This is a genomic window from Pedobacter nototheniae, assembly GCF_004335085.1.
Classification (GTDB): Bacteria; Bacteroidota; Bacteroidia; order Sphingobacteriales; family Sphingobacteriaceae; genus Pedobacter; species Pedobacter nototheniae.
In genome coordinates, this window is record NZ_RQRS01000004.1 from 235,630 (window position 1) to 261,751 (window position 26,122).

At 36.7% G+C, this 26,122-nt stretch carries 14 protein-coding genes; 11 read left to right on the forward strand and 3 right to left on the reverse strand.

Annotated elements, in window-relative coordinates:
- Positions 1–309: 309 nt before the first annotated feature.
- A complete protein-coding gene (locus EHC72_RS05810; RefSeq protein ID WP_131536725.1) occupies positions 310–1,143 on the reverse strand; it encodes an MBL fold metallo-hydrolase in 834 nt (277 codons plus the stop codon).
- A gap of 65 nt (positions 1,144–1,208) precedes the next feature.
- On the reverse strand, positions 1,209–1,652 hold the full coding sequence (locus tag EHC72_RS05815; protein WP_131536726.1) for a MarR family winged helix-turn-helix transcriptional regulator: 444 nt from the start codon (positions 1,650–1,652) through the stop codon (positions 1,209–1,211).
- 298 nt (positions 1,653–1,950) lie between these two features.
- Between EHC72_RS05815 and EHC72_RS05820 the strand changes: the two genes are divergently transcribed.
- A complete protein-coding gene (locus EHC72_RS05820; protein WP_131536727.1) occupies positions 1,951–3,183 on the forward strand; it encodes an MFS transporter in 1,233 nt (410 codons plus the stop codon).
- On the opposite strand, the gene EHC72_RS05825 is transcribed toward EHC72_RS05820, so the two are convergent.
- A complete protein-coding gene (locus EHC72_RS05825; protein ID WP_131536728.1) occupies positions 3,180–4,196 on the reverse strand; it encodes a LacI family DNA-binding transcriptional regulator in 1,017 nt (338 codons plus the stop codon). The genes EHC72_RS05820 and EHC72_RS05825 overlap by 4 nt on opposite strands.
- 442 nt (positions 4,197–4,638) lie before the next feature.
- Between EHC72_RS05825 and EHC72_RS05830 the strand changes: the two genes are divergently transcribed.
- From EHC72_RS05830 to EHC72_RS05875, 10 genes are all read left to right on the forward strand, one after another.
- Positions 4,639–7,773, forward strand: a complete 3,135-nt coding sequence (locus EHC72_RS05830; protein WP_211660282.1) for a SusC/RagA family TonB-linked outer membrane protein — start codon at positions 4,639–4,641, stop codon at positions 7,771–7,773.
- 4 nt (positions 7,774–7,777) lie between these two features.
- Positions 7,778–9,493: a RagB/SusD family nutrient uptake outer membrane protein gene (locus EHC72_RS05835; RefSeq protein WP_131536730.1), complete on the forward strand. Its 1,716-nt coding sequence runs from the start codon at positions 7,778–7,780 to the stop codon at positions 9,491–9,493.
- Positions 9,494–9,529: 36 nt separating this feature from the next.
- Positions 9,530–12,628 carry a SusC/RagA family TonB-linked outer membrane protein gene (locus tag EHC72_RS05840; protein WP_131536731.1) on the forward strand — a complete coding sequence of 1,033 codons (3,099 nt, stop codon included), beginning with the start codon at positions 9,530–9,532 and terminating at the stop codon, positions 12,626–12,628.
- A gap of 11 nt (positions 12,629–12,639) precedes the next feature.
- Positions 12,640–14,418 carry a RagB/SusD family nutrient uptake outer membrane protein gene (locus tag EHC72_RS05845; protein ID WP_131536732.1) on the forward strand — a complete coding sequence of 593 codons (1,779 nt, stop codon included), beginning with the start codon at positions 12,640–12,642 and terminating at the stop codon, positions 14,416–14,418.
- Positions 14,419–14,528: 110 nt separating this feature from the next.
- Positions 14,529–16,358, forward strand: a complete 1,830-nt coding sequence (locus EHC72_RS05850) for a glycoside hydrolase family 2 protein (protein WP_131536733.1) — start codon at positions 14,529–14,531, stop codon at positions 16,356–16,358.
- Between the two features lies 1 nt (position 16,359).
- Entirely contained in the window at positions 16,360–17,511 is a 1,152-nt protein-coding gene (locus EHC72_RS05855) for an endo-1,4-beta-xylanase (RefSeq protein ID WP_131536734.1), read from the forward strand.
- 6 nt (positions 17,512–17,517) lie between these two features.
- Positions 17,518–19,740: a glycoside hydrolase family 3 N-terminal domain-containing protein gene (locus EHC72_RS05860; RefSeq protein ID WP_131536735.1), complete on the forward strand. Its 2,223-nt coding sequence runs from the start codon at positions 17,518–17,520 to the stop codon at positions 19,738–19,740.
- 42 nt (positions 19,741–19,782) lie between these two features.
- Positions 19,783–22,434, forward strand: coding sequence for a glycoside hydrolase family 2 TIM barrel-domain containing protein (locus tag EHC72_RS05865; RefSeq protein ID WP_131536736.1), 2,652 nt, complete (start codon positions 19,783–19,785; stop codon positions 22,432–22,434).
- Between the two features lie 32 nt (positions 22,435–22,466).
- Complete coding sequence (locus EHC72_RS05870) at positions 22,467–24,926, forward strand: glycoside hydrolase family 2 TIM barrel-domain containing protein (RefSeq protein ID WP_131536737.1); 2,460 nt, start codon at positions 22,467–22,469, stop codon at positions 24,924–24,926.
- Between the two features lie 4 nt (positions 24,927–24,930).
- Positions 24,931–26,121 carry an alginate lyase family protein gene (locus tag EHC72_RS05875; RefSeq protein WP_131536738.1) on the forward strand — a complete coding sequence of 397 codons (1,191 nt, stop codon included), beginning with the start codon at positions 24,931–24,933 and terminating at the stop codon, positions 26,119–26,121.
- Position 26,122: the final 1 nt, after the last annotated feature.

The window sequence follows — 26,122 nt, forward strand, 5'->3', positions numbered from 1 at the left end:
TGCTTTTTTAGATTTTTTTTCTAATAAGTGAAATTACTTTGTAATAGTCGGTTTTTAAGCTTGAGAAAGCTTTTCTTGTAACATTTTTTTTGTTGTTTAATGTTTGAAGTTAAAAATTTTAGAAAAAAAGAAAGGGGCCTAAATCCATAAGCCCCAAATAAACCAAACAAACTATTTATGAAGTTTATATAAAACCCGCACCAATAAAAAATGTTTTATTTTTTTTAAAAATTATTTTTAGAGCTATTTATTTAGCTATTGAAGTGATGCATTAATATTGTAGCAACATCCGTTGAAGAAATGCAAGCCTTAAAATAAATTCAGTTGCTCTGGTTGGTATATTGAAGGATCGAAATGATATTTTTCTACCAAGTTTGAATCGCCCACAAAGTAAACTTCACTTTCTTCATATCTAGAAGCAACCTTAACAATCATTTCGCCAGCTGCAGCCTTAAATAATTGTTCAACCAATTGTGGGTCATTATTATCTTTTGATAAATGGCTTAAGAGTAGGTGGCTCATGTAATCAGCCTTGTGGTTTAAAAATAAATTTAAAGCCTCGGTATTGCTTAAATGCCCTCTTCCGCTGGTAATTCGTCTTTTTAAATAATAAGGATAACGTCCGTTTTCGAGCATTTCTTTATCGTAATTAGCTTCCAAAAAAGCGGCATGGCAACTTTTAAAGTGGTGGATTAAGCGATCGCAAACAGAGCCAATATCGGTAAATACCCCAACTCTAAAATTATTGCATTCTATTGTAAAGCTATATGGATCTGCGGCATCGTGAAACTTTGAAAAAGCAGAGATTTTTAATTTCCCAATATTTATAGATTGTAAATGTGTTAGTGAAAACACATTGTTTTCATTTAACGGTAAGCGGCTGCTTTTTAACGTAGCTTCGCTAATATAAACGGGAAGATTATATTTTTTTGAAAAAACAGCTAATCCTTTAATATGATCGCTGTGCTCATGTGATATAAAAATTGCTTTAATTTTGTTGATGGCTAGCCCAAGTCTATCCATTCGTTTTTCTACTTCCTTGCAGGATAAGCCAACATCAACCAAAATTGCTTCCTGATCGTTGCCCACATAGTAACAGTTGCCGTTACTTCCCGAATTAATTGATGTAAAATAAAGTGCCATTTGATTTGCAAGATAAGGCTAATTTATGGAGCTGGCAAAGGCTCAGTTTAATTGGTAAGTAAAAATTAAACCCTAATTCCGTTGTACTCAACCAATCGGGAAAGTAGGGGCAGGAACGCCTGGATTAAATTAATTTCTTCTGCAGAAAAAATTTCTTCCATAGTTTTTGCAAGCCATTCCTCTTTAATTTTTCGAGTAGCACTTATGTGTTTTTCACCATATTTAGTTAAACCAATATATGTTTTTCTTTTGTCGTCTTCACTGGGGAAACGCTCCACGCAATTGGCATCAAAAAGGCGGTTTATAATTTGTGATATAGCTTGTTTACTAACTCTTTCCATTTCTGCCAATTCAGTAGATAGTAATTTTCCGTGCTGCTCCAATAGCGACATGGTTAGTAATTCTGCGTTACTAAACTCCGAACTTACGTTTTGCTTGCGCAATTGACGTGTTAACCGGGTTACGGTACTTCTTAATTTTGCAGCAATTTCCTGTGTTTTTGACGGCATATTATTGGTAAATAAACTTTACAAAGATATAGCTATTTTTCTTAATAACCAGCTTGTGTTTATTTATGGTGAGTGCTTTAATTTTATCGTTAAGAAAATAAGTGCAGGTTAAATTTAGGGTTTAAGTGCTTTTTATTAAAAAATACTAAGGTTTTGAGGTGTTTTGGATTTTGTTAATTAAAGAAAGGTAAACTCCACGTGTTGTTTTGTGATTTAAATATGATAAAACCTTGCTTTTTTGGTTTTGTAGAGTGCTTTAAAAATTCTATTTTTGTAAAGTTACTTTACTATTTTAAATATGACAGTTTTTCGTTCACTAAGGCATTATAATTATAGGTTATTTTTTACTGGTCAATCTATTTCACTTGTTGGTACATGGATGCAACGTGTAGCAATTAGCTGGTTGGTTTACCGTTTAACAGGGTCGGCGTTTTTGTTGGGTTTAATCACTTTTTTAAGTTTAATCCCATCATTGGTATTGGCTCCTTATGCTGGGAGCTATGTAGATAGGCACAATAAGTTTAAAATCTTAATTATTACGCAAGTTATTTTAATGTTGCAAGCTGGAGCGCTAGCACTTATGATTTGGTTTAAATATTACGATATGTTCTGGATTGCTGGTTTATCATTGGTGCAAGGTTTGGTTAACGCATTTGATGTAACGGCAAGACAATCTTTAATGGTAAACCTTGTAGAAGATAAAGAAGATTTACCAAATGCTATTGCTTTAAACTCTTCCGTTTTTAATGCCGCAAGATTAGTTGGCCCAGCTTTGGCTGGTGTAATACTAAGCACATTAGGAGAAGATATGTGTTTCTTAATCAACTTTGTGAGTTTTATTGCTGTACTTGTTTGTTTATTAATGATGAAATTGAACTTGCAAACCGTACAAAAATCGACTGAAAATATATGGTTTGATTTAAGAAAAGGTTACGAATACCTCAAATCTTCTCCTGATTTAGCTTCGATGATTATTCTGATGGCAGCATCAAGTTTACTTGTTATTCCTTTCACAACTTTATTACCAGTATTTGCAAAAGATATTTTTAATGGTACCGCTACAACTTTTGGTTGGTTTGAAAGTGCCGCAGGTTTAGGCGCATTTTTTGGAGCTATTTATATGGCTACACTTAAAAAGGGAAACAATATGCACAAAATTATCATTTACTCGGCCTTGTTATTAGCTGTTGCGGTAATTGCGCTGGCTATTTCACCTTCATTAATTTTAGCACTTATTTGTACTGGTTTAGCAGCTTTAGGTTTAATGGCACAAACGTCATCCATTAATACGTATTTACAAACCCATGCTGATGATGCTATGAGGGGCAGAACCTTAAGCTATTATATTATGGCTTATCAAGGCGTTTTGCCAATTGGTAGCTTGTTAATGGGCTATTTTGCTCATCAATTTGGTACACAAACAGTAGTGGCATTTGAGGGTATTGCAGGTATATTAATTGTTGTAGCTTATATGTATAATGAGAAAAATCGTCATTCTATAAAAAGAAATAGAATCCGTTTTGCCAGTTAATGAACCACAAGTTTACAATCAACCATTACTTTTTGGTAATCCTGAATCTGGATTTCGCGATTAATTAATTGCAGCAAAAGCTTTATTGCATTTTCTCCAACAGATTCTGGATTTTCTTCAATAGATGCAACCGGAGGAGAGTCTAAATAACTAATAAAAGGCGTATTGCCAAAGCCAATACATTCAATTTCATTAAATTTTGGATGATTAATAGAGCGAAGATATTTTATGGCATCAAATAAAATAGGTTCTTTAAAAGCCACCAAAGCAGTTGGAATAACATTAGGATTGGTGAACAAGTTTTGTATTGCCGAAATGGTATTTTCCTGATCAAAATCTGTATAAGCAACCAAATCGGCTTCAAATGACACATTATTATCCTTTAGGGCATTAATATATCCATTAAAACGATCATGTGTAAAATTGATCATTTTTGGCCCGCCAAGGTATGCGATTTTTTTATGCCCTCTATCTATTAGAAACTTAGTTGCTTGGTAACAACCCTGAAAAGTGTTGCCCAAAACTTTATGGCAATTTAAGTTAAAGCTAGGGTTACGGGTATAATAAACCACTGGTACGCCCATGTTTTCAAACTGATCTAAATGTTTAAAATCTTGTGTATTTTTAGAAATAGCGATAATTAAGCCATCCACGCGACTTTTCATCAGCATATCTGCCAGTTGAATTTCTTTTTGCAAATCATCGTGAGATTGGCTGATGATTACATTATAGCCATGTTTCATGGCAAATTGCTCTACACCATAAATGCTCCTTGTAAAGAAATGATCTAATAAATTGGGTAAAATGATACCGATAATACGGGATTTGCGCTCCTTTAAATTTATGGCTGATTTGTTTGGCGTAAAATTTAAATCCCTAGCCATTTCCTGAACACGCTTCTTGGTGTATTCGTTAATGGTTGGATAATTATTTAGGGCCTTGGATACTGTTGATACTGACATCTTTAGCCGTTCAGCTAAGAACTTTAGTGTAACAGGAGTGTTATTCATCATCTTTATCAATCTCTATGCATAGATAAGAAAAAAAAATGGAAAATTATTTCAAACGTTTGAAATACCACAGCAATGGATTTTAGCCCTTTTTGTGGTTTTTAGAAATATTATATCGTTTTAGCTTTTCTAAATTCGTTTATCATTATCCTTACTAACCAGATAAATTATGACCAAACAACTACTTGTTACCTCAATTTATGAAATCCCATATTCCGCTGATGCTGTACAAATTAACCGAGCAAGTACCTTTTTTACAGAAACAGATTTCAAAAACTCCTAATTCCTTATAAAACTACTAACTATATAAACTACGGTTTATGTTGTTTAATAGCTTATGTAATTTAATTTATATGCTGATTATCAGTATTATAAGGTTAATAGTGCGTTAAATTTTTAACCAAATAGATTTAATATTTAAACAATTATGGATAAACTTTACATTTTGAAAAAGATTTTTCCGTCTTTCAAATTTGAGCTTTCTCAGAAGACAAAAATCTTTTACTCCTTAACTTTCCTGTTTCTTTTCAGCTGTGCCTCTGCATTTGCACAGAGTACGATAACTGGTACTGTAAAAGATAATAAAGGCGTAACCCTGCCGGGGGTAAGCATAAGAGTTAAGGGTACACAAACTGGTGCCGTTACGGATGAGAACGGTCGTTTTTCAGTTAAGGCAGCAGAAACTTCAACTTTAGTTTTTACTTATATAGGGTATACAACAAAAGAAATTCAGGTTAATAATAAAACCAGTATTACAGTTGTTTTAGAAGACGACTCGCAAGGCTTGGATGAGGTTGTGGTAGTAGGTTATGGTGTGCAAAAGAAATCTACCTTAACCGGTGCTGTTGCGCAAATCAGTGCGGAAGAAATTATGAAATCGCCAACTCCAAATCCCACCAATAGTTTAATTGGAAGGTTACCTGGTTTATTGGCGGTCCAAACTAGCGGTCAGCCTGGTGCCGATGGTGCCGCACTAAAAGTAAGAGGGGTAGCCACTTACGGTGTTAATAATTCTGCTATTGTTGTGGTTGATGGAATTGAGCGTCCTAGTTTTTCTGATGTGGATGCCAGTGAAATTGAAACCGTAACGGTATTAAAAGATGCAGCATCAACTGCTATTTATGGTATTAGAGGTGCAAATGGTATTATTGTAATTACCACTAAACAAGGTAAAATTGGCAAGCCGAAAGTTACTTATACTGGTAATTACGCTTTACAAACTTATACAGGTTTAGCCATTGGGCTTCCAGCGTTCGAAAATGCATCGTTGCTAAACCAATCTTATGTTAACGATGGAAAGGCGCCTTTTTTCTCTGATACTGAATTGCAGAAATTTAAAGATGGATCTGATCCAATTGGTTATCCAAACGTACAGTGGTTTGATTTTTTAACAAAAAAATTCTATTCTCAAACTCAACATAACATTAATATTAATGGTGGAACTAAAATTGCCAAGTATTTTGTTTCTGCAGGTTATGCCTTTCAAGATGGTATTTTCAAGAAATTTGATTCTCCATATGGCATTAATACAGTACCAAACTATAACCGTTACAACTTTCGCTCTAACGTAGATTTAACTTTTAATAAAGATTTTACTGTTGGCATTAAATTAGGTGGTCGTTTTTCTGATCGTTATCAACCTGCAGGTTTAAAATCATCTTCAGCCTTCTCTTATGATACAATCGAAGGAATGATTTCTCGTATTTTACAAGTACCATCTTACGCTTATCCGGTTACGCTACCTGATGGTAGAATTACCGCAAACCCAAATATTGGTACTAATATTTGGAATCCATACGCTGTACTTACTCGTTTTGGAACACGTAATGATAATGTAAATACCATTGAAAGTACTTTTAACCTTAATTACAAGTTAGACTTTATCACTAAAGGTTTAGCGTTTAAAACCAATTTTGGTTATGATTCTTATTACAATAACATTGAAAGAAGAAATGCAAACTGGGCAGCATATGTTTATAATCCATCCACTGGTGCCGCCACACTATCAACCGATACCCGTAACCGTGATGAACCTTTAGGGGCTGTACAGGATGGCGGTGTAACCGAAGGTAGTACAAATATGAACCTGCAAACAGGGTTTGATTATAACCGTAGTTTCGGTAAACACAACATTGGTGGTTTAATATTAGGTACGCGACAGTTAGTGAGATCAACTGGAACTACAACCTTTACAGCGCCGCCAAGAGCAACGCAAGGTTTGGCAAGTCGTGTAACGTATAATTATGGCGAGCGCTATTTTGCCGAATTTAATGCTTCGTACAATGGATCAGAAAACTTTGCTTCAGGCCTACGCTATGGTTTTTTCCCGGCTGCATCTGCAGGATGGACATTAACCAACGAATCTTTCTGGAAAAAGAATGATATTTTAACTTATTTCAAAATAAGAGGTAGTTATGGACTTGTTGGTAATGACAAAGTTTCTGATAATCGCTTTTTGTTTTTGACCAGTTATGGTCCGGTACCAACAACGGTATTTCCTGCTTTGCTATTTGGCAACCCAAATTCGCCAACAACTTATCCTACCATATACATTAGTGATACGGCTTTGGGTAATGATAATTTAACATGGGAAAAGGGTACTAAAAGAAATATCGGTTTTGAAGCCCGTATGTTAAAAGATAACCTTCGTTTAACGGTTGATTTATTTGACGAAACGCGTAGAGATATTTTAACAACACCTTTAAGTGGATCAGCCCTTTTTGGTCACGTATATCCTAACTTAAATAAAGGGGTGGTGTATAATAAAGGTTATGAAATTGAAGCCGATTACCAAAGACAAATTGGTGCGGTAACTTTAGGTATTAATGCCCAAATAAGTTACGCAAAAAACAAAATTCTTGAAAACGATGAGCCCGATGGACTTCCTTTTTCTTTAGCGAGAAAAGGAACAAGCGTTGGTCAGTTTTTTGGTTATAAAACGGATGGCTTTTTTCAATCGGCGGCAGATATTGCTGCTTCACCAAAGTTGGTTGGTTATAACCCAATTCCTGGTGATTTAAAATTTAAAGATTTAGATGGCGACGGTGTAATTACCAACCTCGATCAGGATAAAATCGGTTATACCAACACCCCCGAGTATGTTTATAGTTTTAGTCCACGTGTTATTTACAAAGGCTTTACATTATCCGTATTATTTCAAGGGGTGGCAAACGTAAGCTCAAATGTTATTTTGAACGAGCAAAATAACGGTCAACAAATGTATCCGTTTATGATGGATGCATGGACACCCGCAAACGCTGCTACCGCAACATGGCCAGCATTACACGCCAGAGGAACGGCATCTTTAAATTATGCATTGAATGATTTTACCTTACAAAACTCTGCTTACTTAAAAATTAGAAATATTGAGCTATCGTGGAACCTTCCAAAACAATGGCTAAGTGCACTTAAGGTAAGTAACATTAGGCTTTTCCTGCAAGGGCAGAATATTTATACCTGGACAAAGTATAAGTTTTATGTAGATCCTGAAAATGTGAATACGGTAAATACTGCTTTCCCATTACAAGCGCTTTACCCAACATCAAAGGTTTACAATTTTGGTTTAAACGTTCAATTTTAAGAAAATGAAACACTTTAAAATATATACAGCAATTGCATTATTAACATTGTTCTCAATTTCATGCAAAAAGGATTATCTGGAGAGAACGCCTGGTGTTGCTTTAAGTGAGGATGATATTTTTGCAGATCCTACGCAAGCTGCTAGATTTGCTGATAATGCCTACAATTATCAAATTACTAAATACGTAAGATTTAACGATCATCGTGGCTGTACTGCGCAAGCATCAGACGAGGCGGTTTCAGGAAATTCAGAAGGATCGGTAACCACATTAAACCGGGGTTTATATCACGATCATTCTAATGCAACTTCCTTAAACGATATTTATGATATATGGAAAAGAATGTATGCCGGTATTGCTATTGAAACAAAAATGCTTGCCCGTATAGGCGAAGTGCCACCTGCACCTCCTGCTACAGTTCCTATTTTTCAACCTGCAAGGGTAGAAGGAGAAATGCGCTACTTAAGAGCCATGTCTTACTTCGAACTAACCAAAAGATTTGGCGGTGTGCCAATTGTAGATAAGGTTTATAAAGTTAATGATGAATTAAACTTGCCTCGCAATACTTTTGATGAGGTAACCAAATACATTTTAAACGATTTAACAATTGCTGAAGCCAAACTAGGTAATGATGCAGATTATCTTGCATCTGATTATGGCCGTGCTACAAAAGGTGCTGCGCAAGCACTAAGAGCAAGAGTATTATTGTATGCGGCTAGTCCTTTAAATAATCCATCAGGCGATAAAACCAAATGGCAAGCCGCTGCTGATGCTGCAAAAGTATTAATGGATGGTAGATATGCTTTGCAAGCTACTTATGGAGATATTTTAAACGTTCCTAATTCGCCAGAATACATTATGATTAAAATTAAGGGCAACACGCCTTTAGCAGGAGAGATGATGCAGGATTTTTCTATGTCGCCAGGTTCTGGTGGTGCACAAGGGCAAATGAACCCAACGCAAAACCACGTAGATATGTACGAAATGGCTAATGGAAAACCTATTACCGATCCTACATCTGGTTATAATCCACAAAAACCTTACGAAGGTCGCGAGCCCCGCTTTTACAATAACATAATTTATAATGATTTGCCTTGGCAAGGTGGTAAAATAGAAATGTGGACTACCACAGGTACTGATGGAAAAACCCTTTTTGGTAAAGATTATAACACGACAATTACCTATACCGCTACCCGCTATTACTGCAAAAAATACTGGCCAGAAGTGTACAGAACCGTTGGCGGAAGTACCACTTTATTAAATTATATCTATTTCCGCTATGCTGAAGTTTTATTGAACTATGCTGAAGCACAAAACGAGGCCGTAGGACCTGATGATAGCGTTTACGATCAATTAATTGCTATTCGCCGTAGGGCAGGAATAACTCAAGGTGCTGGCAGATATGGTTATGGATTAAAGGAAAACATGACGCAAAGTGAAATGCGTGAAGTGATTAGACATGAGCGTGCTATTGAACTTGCTTACGAAGATCACCGATGGTATGATATTATGCGCTGGAAAATAGGAGCAACTACCATTGGCGTACCAATGAAAGGTATGGATGTAGTTAAAAAATCAGACGGTAGTTTTGTGTATACGCCTTTTGTATTAACCTCTACCTTTCAAAAAAGCTGGAGAGAAGCACAGAATTTATACCCTATTCCAAGAGCTGAGATTTATAAAAGCAAAGGGGTACTTACGCAAAATCCAGGTTGGGAATAGTCAGTTAATCAATATAACGCTAAAGATTTATTTGATATGAAATTATTAAAATCAAAATATATAGTTTGTCTGCTTTTTTTATGGGCGGGCATGCTAAACGTTTACGGGCAAACACCCGATGAGCAAATAACGGTTACCGGAAAGGTTGTAGATCAGGATAAGAAAGCAATGCCTGGTGTAGCCATCTCCATTCAGGAAGATAAAACCAATAAAACGATTACCACTGCTGCAGATGGAACTTTTACTATTGAAACCAGCACCAGTGATGTATTGGTATTTAAGTATATAGGTTATCGCATGGTGTTAAAGCCGGCGGCCGAAGTAAGCAGGGGAGACATTGTATTAACTAAAGCCTTAATTGATGCAGGTGATGATGATGACGTATACATTCCTTTTGGAGTAAGAAAAAGAAGAGAGGTTACGGCAACCATCAGCACCATTCGTGCAGAAAATTTACCTCAAATTCCATCCTCATCATTAACCAATGTATTTACTGGCAGGCTTCCAGGATTAGCCATTTATCCAAGTGGCTCCCAACAACCGGGTTATGATGCATCGAGCTTTTTAGTTCGCGGTCGTTCTTCTTATAATAGCAACCAAGAACCATTAGTTTTGGTAGATGGTATTGAGCGTAGTTTTAGTGCTATGGATTTGGGTGAGATTGAAAGTGTAAGTGTACTTAAAGATGCAGCAACTTTAGCCTGGTATGGTATGTATGCCGCAAATGGTGTAATTTATGTTAAAACTCGTCGTGGAAGTGCTACTTCTACCAAAGTAACTTTTGATGCACAAGCAGGTTTACAAGCACCTTTGCAGGTTACTAAACCTTTGGATGCTTATTCTTACGCAACTTTATATAATGAAGCATCAGTAAATACTGGATTACCACCTTTTTATGGTCCTGAGGCTCTACAAGCTTATCAAACAGGTTCTGATCCAATAAAATATCCGAACAATAATTTTGTTAAAGATTTCACCAAAAGCGTTGCCCCAACACAGCGTTACGTTGCAACTGTAACAGGTGGAAACGCCTTTATCAAATATTATACTTTGTTAAGTGCTTATCAGCAAGGCGGTTTCTATAAAGGTGGAAAAAATGATTCTTACGATGCAAATACTGATTTTAACCGCTATAATTTAAGAACAAATTTAGATTTACACGTTAGTAAAAACCTGGATGTAGCTTTGGATATTGGCGGAAGAATAACCACTTTAACTTTCCCTAATGCAGGTACTGGTAATTTTTTAAGCACAGTTTACTCTACTCCGGCAAATGCTTTTCCAGTAATAAACCCAGATGGATCTTACGGTGGTACTTCAATTTTTACCAGTGCCAACCCTAAAGCAATGTTAGCCTCAGGTGGTGCCAGTACAGATTTAATGCGTAATATGATTGCAACAATCAGCGCCAAACAAAAAATGGACGGTATTTTAAAAGGATTATCAGGCGAAGTTTATTACGCTTATGATATTGCAGGTCTATACCGTTCGGGCTTTGCACAAACTTATTCAACATCAGAATTAAAACCCGATGGTACCTATACCAATTATGGTACAGCTACAAAAGCCAACTACCAGTCTAATGCTTTCTCTGGTAACATCAGAAAGAGTGAATTTTGGGCAGGCTTTGATTATAACAGAACATTCGGACAGCATGATATTAAATTTACAACAAGAGTTTCCAGAGCAAATTATTCTTCTTTTGGTAATTTAGATGTTCGTAGAGAAGGTTGGTCTAACCGCTTATCATACAATTTTATTCAACGTTATTTCCTTGATTTAACGGCTTCTTATTCAGGATCAGAAAACTTTGCTCCAGATTCTAGATACGGTTTTTTCCCTGCTGCATCTGCAGGATGGATCATATCAGACGAAGATTTTATGAAAGGCTCAACTGGGTTTCTTGATTTCTTAAAAATCAGAGGTTCTTACGGTCTTGTAGGTAATGATGCCATTGGAAACGCACGTAGATTTGCTTATAACGATTTCTATAGCAGAAGCACAACTGGCTATACTTTCGGTACCGCGTATGCTGGTGTGGGAGGTACAGGACAACTTGCTTTGGCTAACCCATTTTTAACCTGGGAAAAAGCATATAAAACCAGTGTTGGTTTTGATGCTAAATTATTTAAACAATCGCTTTCCATCAGTGCCGATTATTTCTATGAAGACAGAAAAGATTTAACCACACCGTCTTTATTGCCAAGCATTCTTGGTCAGAGTTTAATTTATGTAAACGAAGGCGAGGCTTCTTACAAAGGATTTGAAACGGGTATTAACTACAATAAGAAAATTGGTGGAGTTGATTTAAATATTTTTGGAAACTTTACCTATACCACAAGTAAAATATTAGCAGTAAATGAGGCGGCAAATTTGCCAGCATATCAAAAAACACTTGGTCACCCAATTTCAAGTGTCATTGCGCCGTCTGCTACAGCATCTACTAACCCGGGTTACATTAGCATGATGTTAATATCTGATGGCATTTTCCAAAATCAGGCACAAATTGATGCATCCCCAAAGCAACTTTTATCTAAAGATGTTAAGCCAGGCGATATTAAGTATGTAGATATGAATGGTGATGGTGTAATTAATGATTTAGACCGTGTTAGAACTGATTTCAACTTTGTACCTAAAGCTTTCTTTGGCTTTGGCGCTTCAGTTGCTTATCAAAATTTCGATCTTAATTTCTTATTTCAAGGTACAAGCGGTCGCTCAATTTACATTCAACAATTGGTTAATGCAGGTACAGCTAACAATGGCTACTTAAACCAGTTTAGTGTGGATAGATGGACACCGTCAAACACCGAAGCACCATATCCAAGATTACTATTAACTGATCGTGGAAATAATACCGCACCTTCAGATTTCTGGGTTCGCTCTGGTGATTATTTACGACTTAAAAATATTGAACTTGGTTATACTTTACCTTCATCGTTTACTAAAAAGTTAAAAATAGCACAGCTTAGATTTTATGCAGGTGGCTTAAACTTATTAACGTTCGATAAACTAAAAGGACTTCCTGTTGATCCAGAATTACCTGAATCGGGTTATAGCTCTACAATCAATGGTACATCAAGCGCATCATATCCATATATGAAAATCTATTCGTTTGGTATGAACTTGAAATTTTAAAAGATAAGAAAATGAAAAAAAATATATTTTATCTGGTTCTTACTGTCGTAGCAATTGCTTTGGCAGCATGTAAAAAAGATGGTTTCCTTCAAGATGGATCATTTAGCGGAGGTAATGATGTTACCGAAGCCCAACTATGGGCCAACCCTGATTATGCCCGCAATTTTTTAAATAATGTTTACTCCGTACTTTCAGATCGTTACAGCGTAGATGGAGGTGGTGCTTTACTGGCATCAGGCTCTGATGAAGCTGTAAACTCCAACCAAAACTCATCCATTAGCATTTTAAATAATGGTAGCTGGAGTCCATCAAAAACTTTTGATGATGTTTATTCTGATATGTATGTAGGCATTAGAAAAGCCAATATGTTTTTGGAAAAAGCAAATGGAAGTGCAATTATTCCTTTAGATGAACTGCTTCCAGCAAACGTGGCCGCAAATCAAACTTACGAAGCACAAATTGAACGTTTACGCGGTCAGGCGTTCTTTTTAAGAGCATTTTTTGAATTTGAACTGGTAAAACGTTATGGAAGCATGGTTTTGGTTACCCGCACTTTAAGTGTAACCGATAAGCTAGATTTACCAAGAAATAGCTTTGATGAATGTGTAAAACAAATTGCCTCTGATTGTGATGAGGCTATTGCAAGATTGCCTTTATCTCCAACAGAATGGAATACGGCAAATAGAGGTAGAGCTACGCAAACTGCAGCTATGGCATTAAAAGCCCGTTTATTGTTGTATGCAGCCAGCCCGCAATATAATCCATCAGGCGATGTAACAAAATGGCAAGCTGCTGCAGATGCAGCAAAACGACTTATGGACACAGGTAAACATGGAATTTATACTTCTTACCCAAACATTTGGTTATGGAATAATGGCGCATTTAACAATGAAACCATTTTTGCAACAGTTGCTACAAGTCGTAATGATATTGAGGTAAATAATGCACCTGTAAGTTACGATGCCGCCAACGGTCGTACCAACCCAACGCAAGAATTAGTTGATGCTTTCGAGATGAAAACAACAGGTAAAAATATTAATGATGCGGGATCGGGATTTGTGGCAAGTAACCCATATTTTAACCGCGACCCAAGGTTAGGCTTTACTGTTTTCTTTAATTCAAATTCTATCGATCATTCTACAGCCGCAGGTGCTGCAGGTGCAACAGCGTATACCTCTTCATTATTTAAAACTAAACCTGTTGAAACTTTTGTTGGTGGTAAAGATGGTTTAAACCTGAATGTAAATGCAACCAAAACTGGTTACTATATGCGTAAATATTTAAGCGAAAGTGCTTCATGGGCTGGTACAGCGGCAAGTGTTCGCCGTCCATGGATATTTTTTAGATATGCTGAAGTGTTATTGAACTATGCCGAGGCTTTAAATGAAGCACAAGGTGCTGGTCAGGTTACTGAAATTTTAAGAGTTTTAAATATGATTAGGGATAGGACAGGAGTTAAAATGCCTTTGTTACAAAGCACAAACCCTACTGCAAATGCTTACGTTGCTCCAACTAAAGAAGAATTGCGTAAACGTATTCATAACGAACGTAGGGTAGAGTTGTGTTTCGAAGAGCACCGTTTTTATGATGTACGTAGATGGAAAGAGGGTGAAACTACATTTAATAAACCTGTTACCGGAATGAGAATTGTTCAGCTTACACCTACAACTTATAGTTATACACCGTTTACAGTTGAAAATAGGACTTTTGCACCTAAAAATTATTTATATCCAATTTCTCAAAATGAATTGAATAAAGCTCCGGCCTTAGGTCAAAATGCAGGCTATTAAATTTTACAAACTAAATTTTGCTCGAATTTAGGCGGTCGGTGGAAACACCGACCGTAAATTAATTGTTAGTTTTAGAACTTCAATTATTTAAAGCTAAAAAAAAACACGTTATGTCAAAATTGATCTTTAGAGTATTTATAATTTGCCTCTCGCTTTTTTCGTCAGTTAGTTACGCACAGGTAAGCTCTATTCAAAACATCCAGGCACGAAAAATTTTAAGTCTGAATGGTAAGTGGAACTATATCATAGACCCTTACGAAAACGGTTATTACGATTATAGGCACGATCCTTTCGATCAATCTAAAACCGGAACCGGAGGTTTTTTTGACGATAAAGTACAAAAAGATAAATCAGAACTTATAGAATATAATTTCGATCTATCGCCACAAATGAATGTACCAGGAGACTGGAATTCTCAATCAGAAAAACTGGAACTTTACGAAGGAACGGTTTGGTTGCGTAGAAAATTTAATGCCACACCAGAAAATGGTAAAAGATATATAATATACTTTGCTGCGGTAAATTATGAATCACATATTTATTTAAATGGCAAAAAATTAGGGGTTCATAAAGGTGGTTTTACTCCATTTCAATTTGAGGTAACCGGAAAATTAATTAAAGGAGAAAACTCTTTAGTCGTTAAGGCAGATAATACCCGTAAACAAGATGAAATACCCACTGTAAATACCGATTGGTGGAATTATGGAGGGATTACCCGTGATGTATTTTTGGCAGAATTACCTGAACACTACATCAATGATTACAAATTACAATTATCGAAAGGACGCAATAATGCTATAAGTTTTTCGGTTAAACTTGCTGATGCTTTTGCCGGGCAAGAAATTACGTTATCCATACCAGAATTAAAACTGGAGAAAAAATATAAAACAGATTCTGAAGGAAAAATTTCTGATGAATTTATCTGGAATAACCTAACCCTTTGGTCGCCAGAAAATCCTAAACTGTATGCGGTTAATATTAAATCTGCTAATGAAAATATTCAGGATAATATTGGTTTCAGAACAATTGAGGTACAAGGAAATGACATTCTTTTAAACGGTAAATCTGTTTTTTTAAGAGGGATTTCTATTCATGATGAAAACCCTTTGCTTGCAGGTCGTTTACGCTCAGAAGGCGATATGCGCATGATGTTGCAATGGGCAAAGGATATGAATTGCAACTATGTGCGCCTTGCACATTATCCACACAACGAAGAAATGGTGCGTTTAGCCGATGAAATGGGCTTATTAGTTTGGGCAGAAGTACCGGTTTATTGGACCATTAGCTGGGAAAACCCTGCAACCTATGCCAATGCAAAACAACAGTTAACTGATCTCATTTTGAGAGATAAAAACCGTGCTAGTGTTATCGTATGGTCTATCGGCAATGAAACACCATTAAGTAGCCCACGTTTAAGTTTTATGACAAATTTAGCCGAAACCGCACGTTCCTTAGATGATACCCGTTTGGTGGCTGCGGCTTTAGAAGTGCACCGCGATGGAAATACCATTGTTTTAAATGATCCATTAGGAGAGAAAATTGATTTAGTAAGCTTTAACGAATATGCCGGATGGTATTGGGGCGGTACACCTTCAGAAATCTCAAAATATAATTTCAATATTAAGTACAATAAACCGGTCGTAATTACGGAGTTTGGTGGCGATGCTTTAGGCGGTTTTCATGCTGATGAAAATACTCGTTGGAGTGAGGAATATCAGGAATCGCTTTATAAAAATCAAATTACCATGCTTACAAAAATTGATGCTTTGCGTGGAATGACGCCATGGATTTTAACAGATTTTAGATCGCCAAGGAGACAACATCCTGTTTATCAAAACTTTTGGAACCGTAAAGGTTTAATCAGCGAAACAGGGAAAAAGAAAAAAGCATTTTTTGTACTTAAAGATTTTTATAACCAAATGCAGCTAAAATATAAGTAACATGAGCCCTTTAACAATTATCACAGTAAACATTATAAATGCTTTTTTGGCATTAGCTGTTTCAGCCTACAGCATCATTAGGCTTAAAAGTTCTTACGCTTTTTTGTTTATTGTTTTGTTGATTTCAACAGCATGCTCTAAAAGAGGATTTACCAGTATTGAGCCTGTTGCTATTAAAACAGCAGTGGCTGAAAACACTTTGCAAAAAGATATGCCTTTTGCTATTGGAGCAGCTGTTAACGTGAGTTTGTTAAAGGGAAATGCCAATTATCGCAACTTAGTAATTAAAGAATTTAATAGTGTTACCGCAGAAAATGCAATGAAATTTGCGTCTCTCCATCCCTCAAAAGATACTTATACGTGGAGCGATGCAGATTATTTAGTTGATTTTGCAAAAGCTAATGGAAAACGTGTTCATGGGCATAATTTAAACTGGTATAAATCCCTGCCAGATTGGGTTAATAATTTTCAGGGCACTACAGCCGAATGGGAAAACCTACTTAAAACACATATTCAAACCGTTGTTGGTCATTTCAAAGGCAAAGTAGTTTCTTGGGATGTAGTAAACGAAGCCATAAATGATGATGGAACTTTAAGAAACAGTATTTGGTTGCAAAAACTTGGTGCAGATTATATTGGCAGAGCTTTTCAATATGCACATGAAGCTGATCCAGACGCATTACTTTTCTATAATGATTATGGACATGAGTATGGACCAACTAAAAGAACTGCAATTTTAAATCTGGTAACGGGTTTAAAAAATAAAGGCATCCCGATTGATGGAATTGGCTTGCAAATGCACACCAGAATCACTCAATCTGATGCAAATTTAGCTGCTGCTATCAATACGGCTGCTGCTACAGGATTAAAAATTCATATTTCTGAATTGGATATTGCTCTAAATCCTGATAATGTACAAAACATGACTTTTACATCCGTTTTAGGAGATTCGCAAGCCGAAAAATATAAAACAATTGTTAAAGCTTATAACGCCATTCCAAAAAGCCAGCAGTTTGGAATAACCACCTGGAATGTTACCGATGGCGATAGCTGGATTCCTTCAAATTATAACCGTCCAGATTGGCCTTTGCCTTTTGATGCTCAATATCAAAGAAAAGCAGCTTATCAAGGCATTTTAGATGGCGTTAAATAAATAAATATGAAACAGTACTTACCCTTAGCCCTAGTTTTATCCTTAACTTTTTCTGCAGCTTCGGCACAGGATAAAAAAATTGAAAAGAAAATCGATTCAGTTTTAAAACTGATGACACTTGATGAAAAAATTGGTCAGCTTAATCAATATACAGGCGATAGGGATGCAACAGGCCCCATTACGAATAATCCAAATAAGTTAAAAGATATTAAAGATGGTAAGTTAGGCTCAATGCTTAATGTTCGTGGCGCTAAAGAAACCAGAGAGGTGCAGGAAGTAGCCATGCAATCGAGAATGAAAATACCTTTGATTTTTGGCTTGGATGTAATTCACGGTTATCGCGTAACTTTTCCAATTCCTTTAGCAGAGGCAGCCAGTTGGGATTTAACAGCGATAGAAAACGGTGCTAGAGTTGCTGCCAGAGAAACGGCGGCATCTGGTGTGCATTGGACATTCGCACCTATGGTTGATATTGCTCGCGATCCTCGGTGGGGAAGGGTAATGGAAGGTGCAGGAGAAGATACTTACCTCGGTTCGCAGATAGCAAGGGCGAGGGTTAAAGGCTTTCAGGGAAAGGGTTTAGGTAATTTAGATGCTGTTATGGCTTGTGCTAAGCATTTTGCCGCTTATGGCGCTGCAATTGCCGGTCGTGATTATAATGCGGTTGATATGAGTGAGCACACCCTTTGGGAAGTATATTTACCGCCTTTTAAAGCAGCTGTTGATGCTGGCGCTGCAACATTTATGAACTCTTTTAATACTTTAAATGGTATTCCGGCAACTGGAAGCAGTTATTTGCAACGAGATATTTTAAAAGGCCAATGGAAATATAGTGGTTTTGTGGTTAGCGATTGGGGCTCAATTGGTGAAATGATTGCGCACGGTTATGCGAAGGATAAGGCACAAGCTGCTGAGCTAGCTATTAAAGCTGGAAGCGATATGGATATGGAAAGTAGAAGCTATTTGCCTAATCTGGCAAAGCTTGTTGCAGATAAAAAAGTGCCCGTTGCTTTAATTGATGATGCTGTAAGAAGGATTTTACGTAAGAAATTTGAATTGGGTTTATTTGATGATCCTTATCGTTTTAGTAACGAAAGCCGTCAGGAAAAGGAATTAAACTCTCCTCAAAATAGAAAGGACGCTTTGGTTATGGCCGAAAAGAGTATCGTTTTGTTAAAGAATGAAAATCAGGTTTTACCACTTTCTAAAAGCTTAAAAAAGATTGCTGTAATTGGTCCGCTTGGTAAATCCGAAAAAGATATGCAGGGCTTTTGGTCTATTCAATGGCAAAATGATAACCTGGTTTCTTTATATCAGGGATTAAAAAATAAAGTAGGTGATAAAACAGAATTATTATACGCTAAAGGTTGCGAAATTGAAGGTACATCTACTGCAGGCTTTGCTGAAGCAATAGAAACCGCCAAACAGGCCGATGTTGTAATTATGGCTATCGGCGAAACTCTTGATATGAGTGGAGAGGCTAAAAGTAAAGCCAATATTCACATTCCTGGTGTACAAGAAGATTTAATAAAAGCCATTCAGGCTACTGGAAAGCCAGTTGTAGTGTTGCTAATGGCTGGCCGCCCATTAATTTTTAATTGGACTGCCGATAACGTTCCAGCTATTATGTATACGTGGTGGTTGGGCAGCGAGGCTGGAAATGCGATGGCTAATGTGCTTTATGGCGACTATAACCCGGCTGGAAAACTACCAATGACTTTCCCTAGAGATGAAGGACAGATTCCGCTTTATTACAATTATTTAAGCACTGGCCGTCCGGCTAAAAATGATCAGGATACACGCTATCGCTCTGCTTATTTAGATATGCCAAATAGCCCGAAATTTGCTTTCGGTTATGGTTTAAGTTATACCACTTTCGATTACAGTAATTTAGCTATTAGCAAAACCGAAATGGCTACGAACGATGAAATTTCGGTTTCCTTTACCCTTAAAAATACAGGTAAATATGATGGGGAAGAAGTAGTGCAGCTGTATTTGCAAGATAAATTTGCATCTGTTGTGCGACCGGTTAAGGAGCTTAAGGATTTTCAAAAAGTAATGCTAAAGACTGGTGAAAGTAAAACCATCACATTTAATATCAATAAAGAGAAACTTTCTTTCTATAACCAACAATTGAAATGGACTGCAGAACCGGGCGATTTTAAGCTCATGATTGGTACGGCATCCAATAACATTAAGTTGGAGAAAGATTTTAAGCTCTTAAATTAAAATAACTTCAGTTACGCAGAAAAAAATACCGATAAAATAAATATGAAGAAATCATCCGTACGTACGAAATCACTTTTAATATTGCTCTTTACATCATTTTTGGTAACGAATAGTTTTGCGCAAGATGCTGGCCGAAAGCTAATCAGCTTAAACGATCAATGGGAATTTAAAAAGGAAAATGGTCAAACTGAAAAAGTAAACCTTCCGCACACCTGGAATGATAAAGATGTTATGGATGATGAGACTGGTTATTACCGTGGTTTAGGCATTTATAAGCGGAAGTTAAAGTTGGATGAATTTGCTAAGGGAAAAGATATTTATTTGGTTTTTAATGGTGTTGCACAAGAAGCCGAAGTTTTAGTTAATGGTAAAATTGCGGGCAAGCATGTTGGCAGTTATACTCGTTTTACTATAGCAATTACACCATTTTTAAATTATAAGGATGACATCATTGAGGTTAAAGTTAATAATAGGTTTAATGAAGATATACCACCATTAACGGCAGATTTTACTTTTTTTGGTGGCATATACCGCAATATAAATTTGTTAATTACCAATCCGGTTCATTTTTCGCAAAAAGAAAACGGAAGTTCTGGTGTTTTTATTACAACGCCACAAGTTTCTTCTGGTACAGCAAAAGTTCAGGTTAAAAGTATAATTGAAAACTCCTCAATTGTTAAAAAAGTTCAAGTACAAACTACATTATTTAATGCGCAGGGGAAAGAAATATCCTCCCAAATTTCTGCCCTGAATATGCTTTCCGGAGCAAGTAATACTGTTGTTCAAGATTTAAATAACATTAAACAACCTGAGCTATGGTCGCCTGAAAATCCTTATTTATATCGAGTAGTAACAAAAATTATTGATGTAAAAACTAAAACAGTACTAGATCAGGTTTCCAATCCGCTTGGTTTTCGTTGGTTTAAATTTGATGCAAATCAGGGTTTTTTCTTAAACGATAAGCCCTTAAAACTAATAGGAGCAAGCCGTCATCAAGATTATGAACATTTGGGCAACGCTACGCCGGATGCTTTGCAAATAAGAGATGTAGAACTATTGAAAAAAATGGGAGGCAATTTTTTAAGGGTTGCCCATTATCCACAAGATCCTTTAGTGCTTGAAGCTTGTGATCGCTTAGGGATTTTAGCATCAGTTGAAATTCCTGTGGTAAATACAATCACCGAATCTGAAGCTTTTACCAAAAACTGCCTTGATATGCAGGTGGAAATGATTAAACAAAATTTTAACCATCCAAGCATTATTATTTGGGCATACATGAATGAGATTTTGTTGCGCACTAAGTTTGCGAATGATAAACCTCGTCAGCAAATTTATTTCGATCATGTAAGAGAGTTGGCTCAAAAATTAGATGATTTAACAAGAAAAGAAGATCCATCACGCTATACGTTGCTAGTTAATCATGGCGCCTGGGATATTTATAATAAAGTTGGCTTAACAAAAATTCCAATGATTGTTGGCTGGAATCTATATTCTGGATGGTACTCAGGCAGTCCTTCAGATTTTGCTAAATTCCTTGATCGTCATCATCAAGAACTGGCTGATAAACCAATGTTAGTAACCGAGTATGGCGCTGATGCCGATCCACGAATCCGTTCATTTTCGCCAGTGCGTTTTGATAAAAGCGTGGAGTATGGCATTTATTTCAACCAAATTTATTTAAACGAAATGCTTAAACGCCCATTTGTAAGTGGTGGAATGGCTTGGAATTTAGCAGATTTTAATTCTGAAACACGTGAAGAAACCATGCCACATATCAATAATAAAGGGCTTTTAACCATCGGGCGCAAACCAAAAGACACCTATTTTCTATATCAGGCGTATCTGTCAAATCAACCTTATTTAAAAATTGCTTCGGCTCAATGGCAAGATAGAACTGGATTGGCAGATTCTGCTTCCTTGTACAGCACGCAACCACTGCAAGTAGCAACTAATTTGAAGTCGGCAGAACTTTTTTTAAACGGCAAAAGTTTAGGCATAAAAGAGGCTATAGATCACATCTGCAGTTGGCAGGTTCCGTTTGTTGATGGCTTAAATCAATTGCGTGTAGTGGCTGGCAATAACAGCGATCAGGCAGATATTAATTTTCAGTTGCAACCATATCGTTTTGCAGATCAATCAGTTCCTTTTAAAAATATGAATGTATTGTTGGGTTCAAAACGCTTTTATATTGATGAGCAACAGCATCAATTGTGGATGCCAGATCAGCCATACAGAAAAGGTTCTTGGGGTTGGGTAGGTGGTGAGCCATATAAAGGCACAAATAATCGAATTACTTATGGCAGTGATAAAAATATTTTAGATACTAAAGATGACCCAATTTATCAAACCCAACAAGTAGGAATTCAGCAATTTAAGATGGATGTTCCTGATGGTGAGTATGATCTATCGCTATATTTTGCCGAATTGGTTGGCGGGATATCTAAAGAAGCCCTGGCTTATAATTTGGATAATACCCATAAAAAAGAAATAGAAGAAAATAGAATTTTCTCAGTAGCAATAAATGGAACAGCCTTTTTAACCAATATTAACCTTGCGAAGGATTTTGGTTATACCACTGCAATCAGCAAAAAAACAAGAGTAACCGTTCAAAATGGAAAAGGAATCACAATAGATTTTACACCTGTTGAGGGCAAACCTGTTTTAAATGCTTTACAATTAAGAAAAGTTTATTAACGCAGAAATTGAGGTTATTCAATCAAAGAGAAATGTTAAAAAATATTAAATATATAATTACTTTAAGTCTACTGTTTATCAGTTCTTTATTATATGCACAGCAAAGTGTACGTTTAAATAGTAATTGGGAGTTTTTAAAGCAAGATTTAGGTGGAATTTGGGAGGCTGTTAGGCCAGTTGGCTTGGGAAATCCGGAATCTGTTCCACTTTGGCAAAAGGTAAATTTGCCGCATTGTGTTAATGCCCAGGACGCTGTAGATCCTGACATGAATTATTATCAAGGGCCTTCATGGTATCGCACACAACTTAATATTGATAATCCTTACCAAAAGGGAAGAACATTATTGCACTTTGAAGGTGCAGGGCAAAAAACTGAAGTTTACGTGTACACCACAAAAGTTGCTAGCCACGTTGGCGGTTATGATGAGTGGACGGCGGATATAACAGATGCGGTTGCGGCATTCAAAAAAACAGAAGCGTTTACCAAGCAATTTAAAGGTAAGGTTCCCATTTCTATCCGCACCGATAATTCGAGGGATTTAGAAATGATTCCTTCAAATCTTTCTGATTTTAATGTTTACGGCGGCATTTATCGTTATTTAAATTTGGTTTATGTCCCATTACTTTCTGTAGATAAAATGTTTGCCAAAGCCGAAGTTGATGCAGCGGGTAAGCTTGGGAAACTTAGCGTTACAACCAGGTTTTATAACCCTGGGCATGTTGGCGGTGCAAGTATTAAATATAAGCTGATTGATCCAAGCGGTAAAATCGTAAATGAAACGTATAAAAAAATAGAAATTTCAGAGGATTTAAAACTATGTGATATTGAAGTTAAACACCCTAAACTTTGGAATACGGATAAACCGCTTTTATATACTTTACAATATGAGGTTTTATCTTCTGAAGGAAATTATAAGGGCGAAGAAAAGATCGGTTTTAGAAATATCAACTTTGTAGAAAAAGGCCCCTTTCTGCTTAATGGAAAGCGTTTACTGTTGCGAGGAACCCATCGTCACGAAGATCATGCAGGTGTAGGCGCAGCTATGACAGAAGGTATGATTCGCCAGGAAATGCAAATGATGAAAGATATGGGGGTTAATTTCATCCGTCTTGGTCATTACCAGCAATCGCGTATTGTTTTAAACCTTTGTGATAGCTTGGGCATTTTAGTTTGGGAAGAAATTCCTTGGTGTCGTGGGGGTTTAGGTGGCGAAATTTATAAACAACAAGCCCGTAGAATGCTAACCAATATGGTTGAACAGCACTATAATCATCCATCGATAATAATTTGGGGTATGGGGAACGAAAACGATTGGCCTGGTGATTTCCCTGAATTTGATAAAGAAAAAATCAGAACTTTTATGAAAGAGCTTAACGACCTTTCTCATAAACTCGATGCATCTCGATATACAGCCATTCGCCGTTGCGATTTTTGCAGTGATATTGTTGATGTGTATTCACCATCCATTTGGGCGGGTTGGTATCGTGGCGCTTATACAGATTATAAAAAAGCATCAGAAGATGAATTTGCCAAAGTTAAACGCTTTTTGCACGTAGAGTGGGGCGGTGATAGCCATGCTTTGCGCCATTCAGAAAATCCTGATAAGGCTTTAAGCAAAATTAAAACAGGAGGTAGTGCTGATGAAAGAGCGGGCGATGCTTCATTATATGGTGGCGCAGCAAGAATTTCTAAAGATGGAGATTGGAGCGAGTCATACATCACTAATTTAATCGATTGGCATTTAAAAGAACAAGAAACTATGCCTTGGTTAAGTGGTACCGCTTACTGGCCATTTAAAGATTTTTCTACCCCAGTAAGACCTGATAATCCTGTGCCATATATGAATCAAAAAGGCGTTGTAGAAAGAGACTTCACTAAAAAGGAAGCGTACTATGTTTTTCAATCTTATTGGACGGAAAAGCCAATGGCGCATATTTACGGACATAGTTGGCCTGTACGTTGGGGCGATGAAGGCGAAGAGAAAATGGTAAAAGTATATTCTAACTGTACCGAAGCGGAGATATTTTTAAACGGTAAAAGCTTTGGCTCAAAGAAAAGAAATAGTCAGGATTACCCAGCAGCAGGTTTGCGCTGGAATTTGCCTTTCGTTAAAGGAAAAAATACAGTTAAAGTGATTGCTAAAAAAGGTAAGGAGGTGGTTACAGATGAGATTGAATTTAATTACCAAACCGAAAAATGGAATAAGCCAGCCAAGATGGAGCTTAAAAAAATTGCAGAACAAGATGATGTAGCAACAATGGAAGTTAAGCTTTATGATAGCAAAGGAGTGCAATGTTTGGATGCTATTAATTGGATTAACTTTGGTTTAACTGGCGATGGTAAATTAATTGATAATCAGGGCACTTCATCAGGATCTAGAAAAGTGCAGGCTTACAATGGTAGAGCGATTATAAAAGTAAATTTAAACAAAGGAAAAAGTGTAGTTTCTGTTTCATCAGAAGGGTTAGCGACTGTTTTTACCACATTATAAAATTATGAAAAGAATTATTTGTGTTGCATTAATCGGGTTGGTGTATTTTGCCAGCACAGCATTTTCGGATAAAAGCCCTGAAAATAAATCTACTTCTGATTTTGAGAAGCAAGCCACTGCTCTTTTGAAAAAACAAATTTTAGAAGAAGCTGCATGGGCTTTAAAACAGCAACCTATAACTGTTACGGCATCCTCATCGCCTAGAAGTGCAGGCGGCAAACACGATTTCTTTTCTGAAGCTGATTATTTTTGGCCAGATCCAAAAAATCCTGATGGACCTTACATTAATAGAGATGGTTTAACCAATCCAGATAATTTTTTAGCGCATCGAAAGGCTATGATTCGCTTTAGCAAGGTAATTGGTGCTTTGGCATCGGCTTATAAGCTTACAGGCGATGAAAAGTATGTTAAACAAGCTGTTGTTCATCTTAAAGCATGGTTTGTAAATGCTGAAACATTAATGAACCCAAATTTGCTTTTTGCACAGGCAGTAAAGGGAAAATTTACAGGTCGTAATTATGGTATTATTGATACCATTCACCTAATGGAAGTGGCTCAGGGTACTTTTGTAATGGAAAATGCAAAAACATTTGACAAGGCTACGCTCGCTGGAGTAAAGAAATGGTTTGCCGATTATATTTTATGGCTCAACACAAGTAAGCCGGGCATTCAGGAAAAAACAGTTAAAAATAACCATGCTACCTGCTGGGCTATGCAAGTGGCTTCTTTCGCAAAACTTTGTGGAGATGAAAATATGCTGGATTCCATTAGAACTAATTTTAAAACCAATTTACTTCCAAATCAAATGGCAGTTGATGGGAGTTTCCCGTTAGAGTTGGCCCGTACCAAACCTTATGGCTATTCTATTTTTAACCTGGATGCCATGACTATGCTTTGCCAAATAATTTCTACCCCAAAAGATAACCTTTGGAACTTTGAAACAGCCGATGGCAAATCAATTAAAAAAGGAATCGCCTATTTATATCCTTTCATTGCCGATAAAAGTAAGTGGGCTTTGCAGCCTGATGTAATGTATTGGGATAATTGGCCTGTTGCGCAGCCTGCATTATTTTTTGGAGCTGTTGAATACAATCAAAAGGACTGGTATACTGCCTGGGCCAAGTTCGATCATCATCCACAGGTAGAAGAAGTGATTCGTAATTTACCCATTCGTAACCCTTTAATCTGGTTGTAAA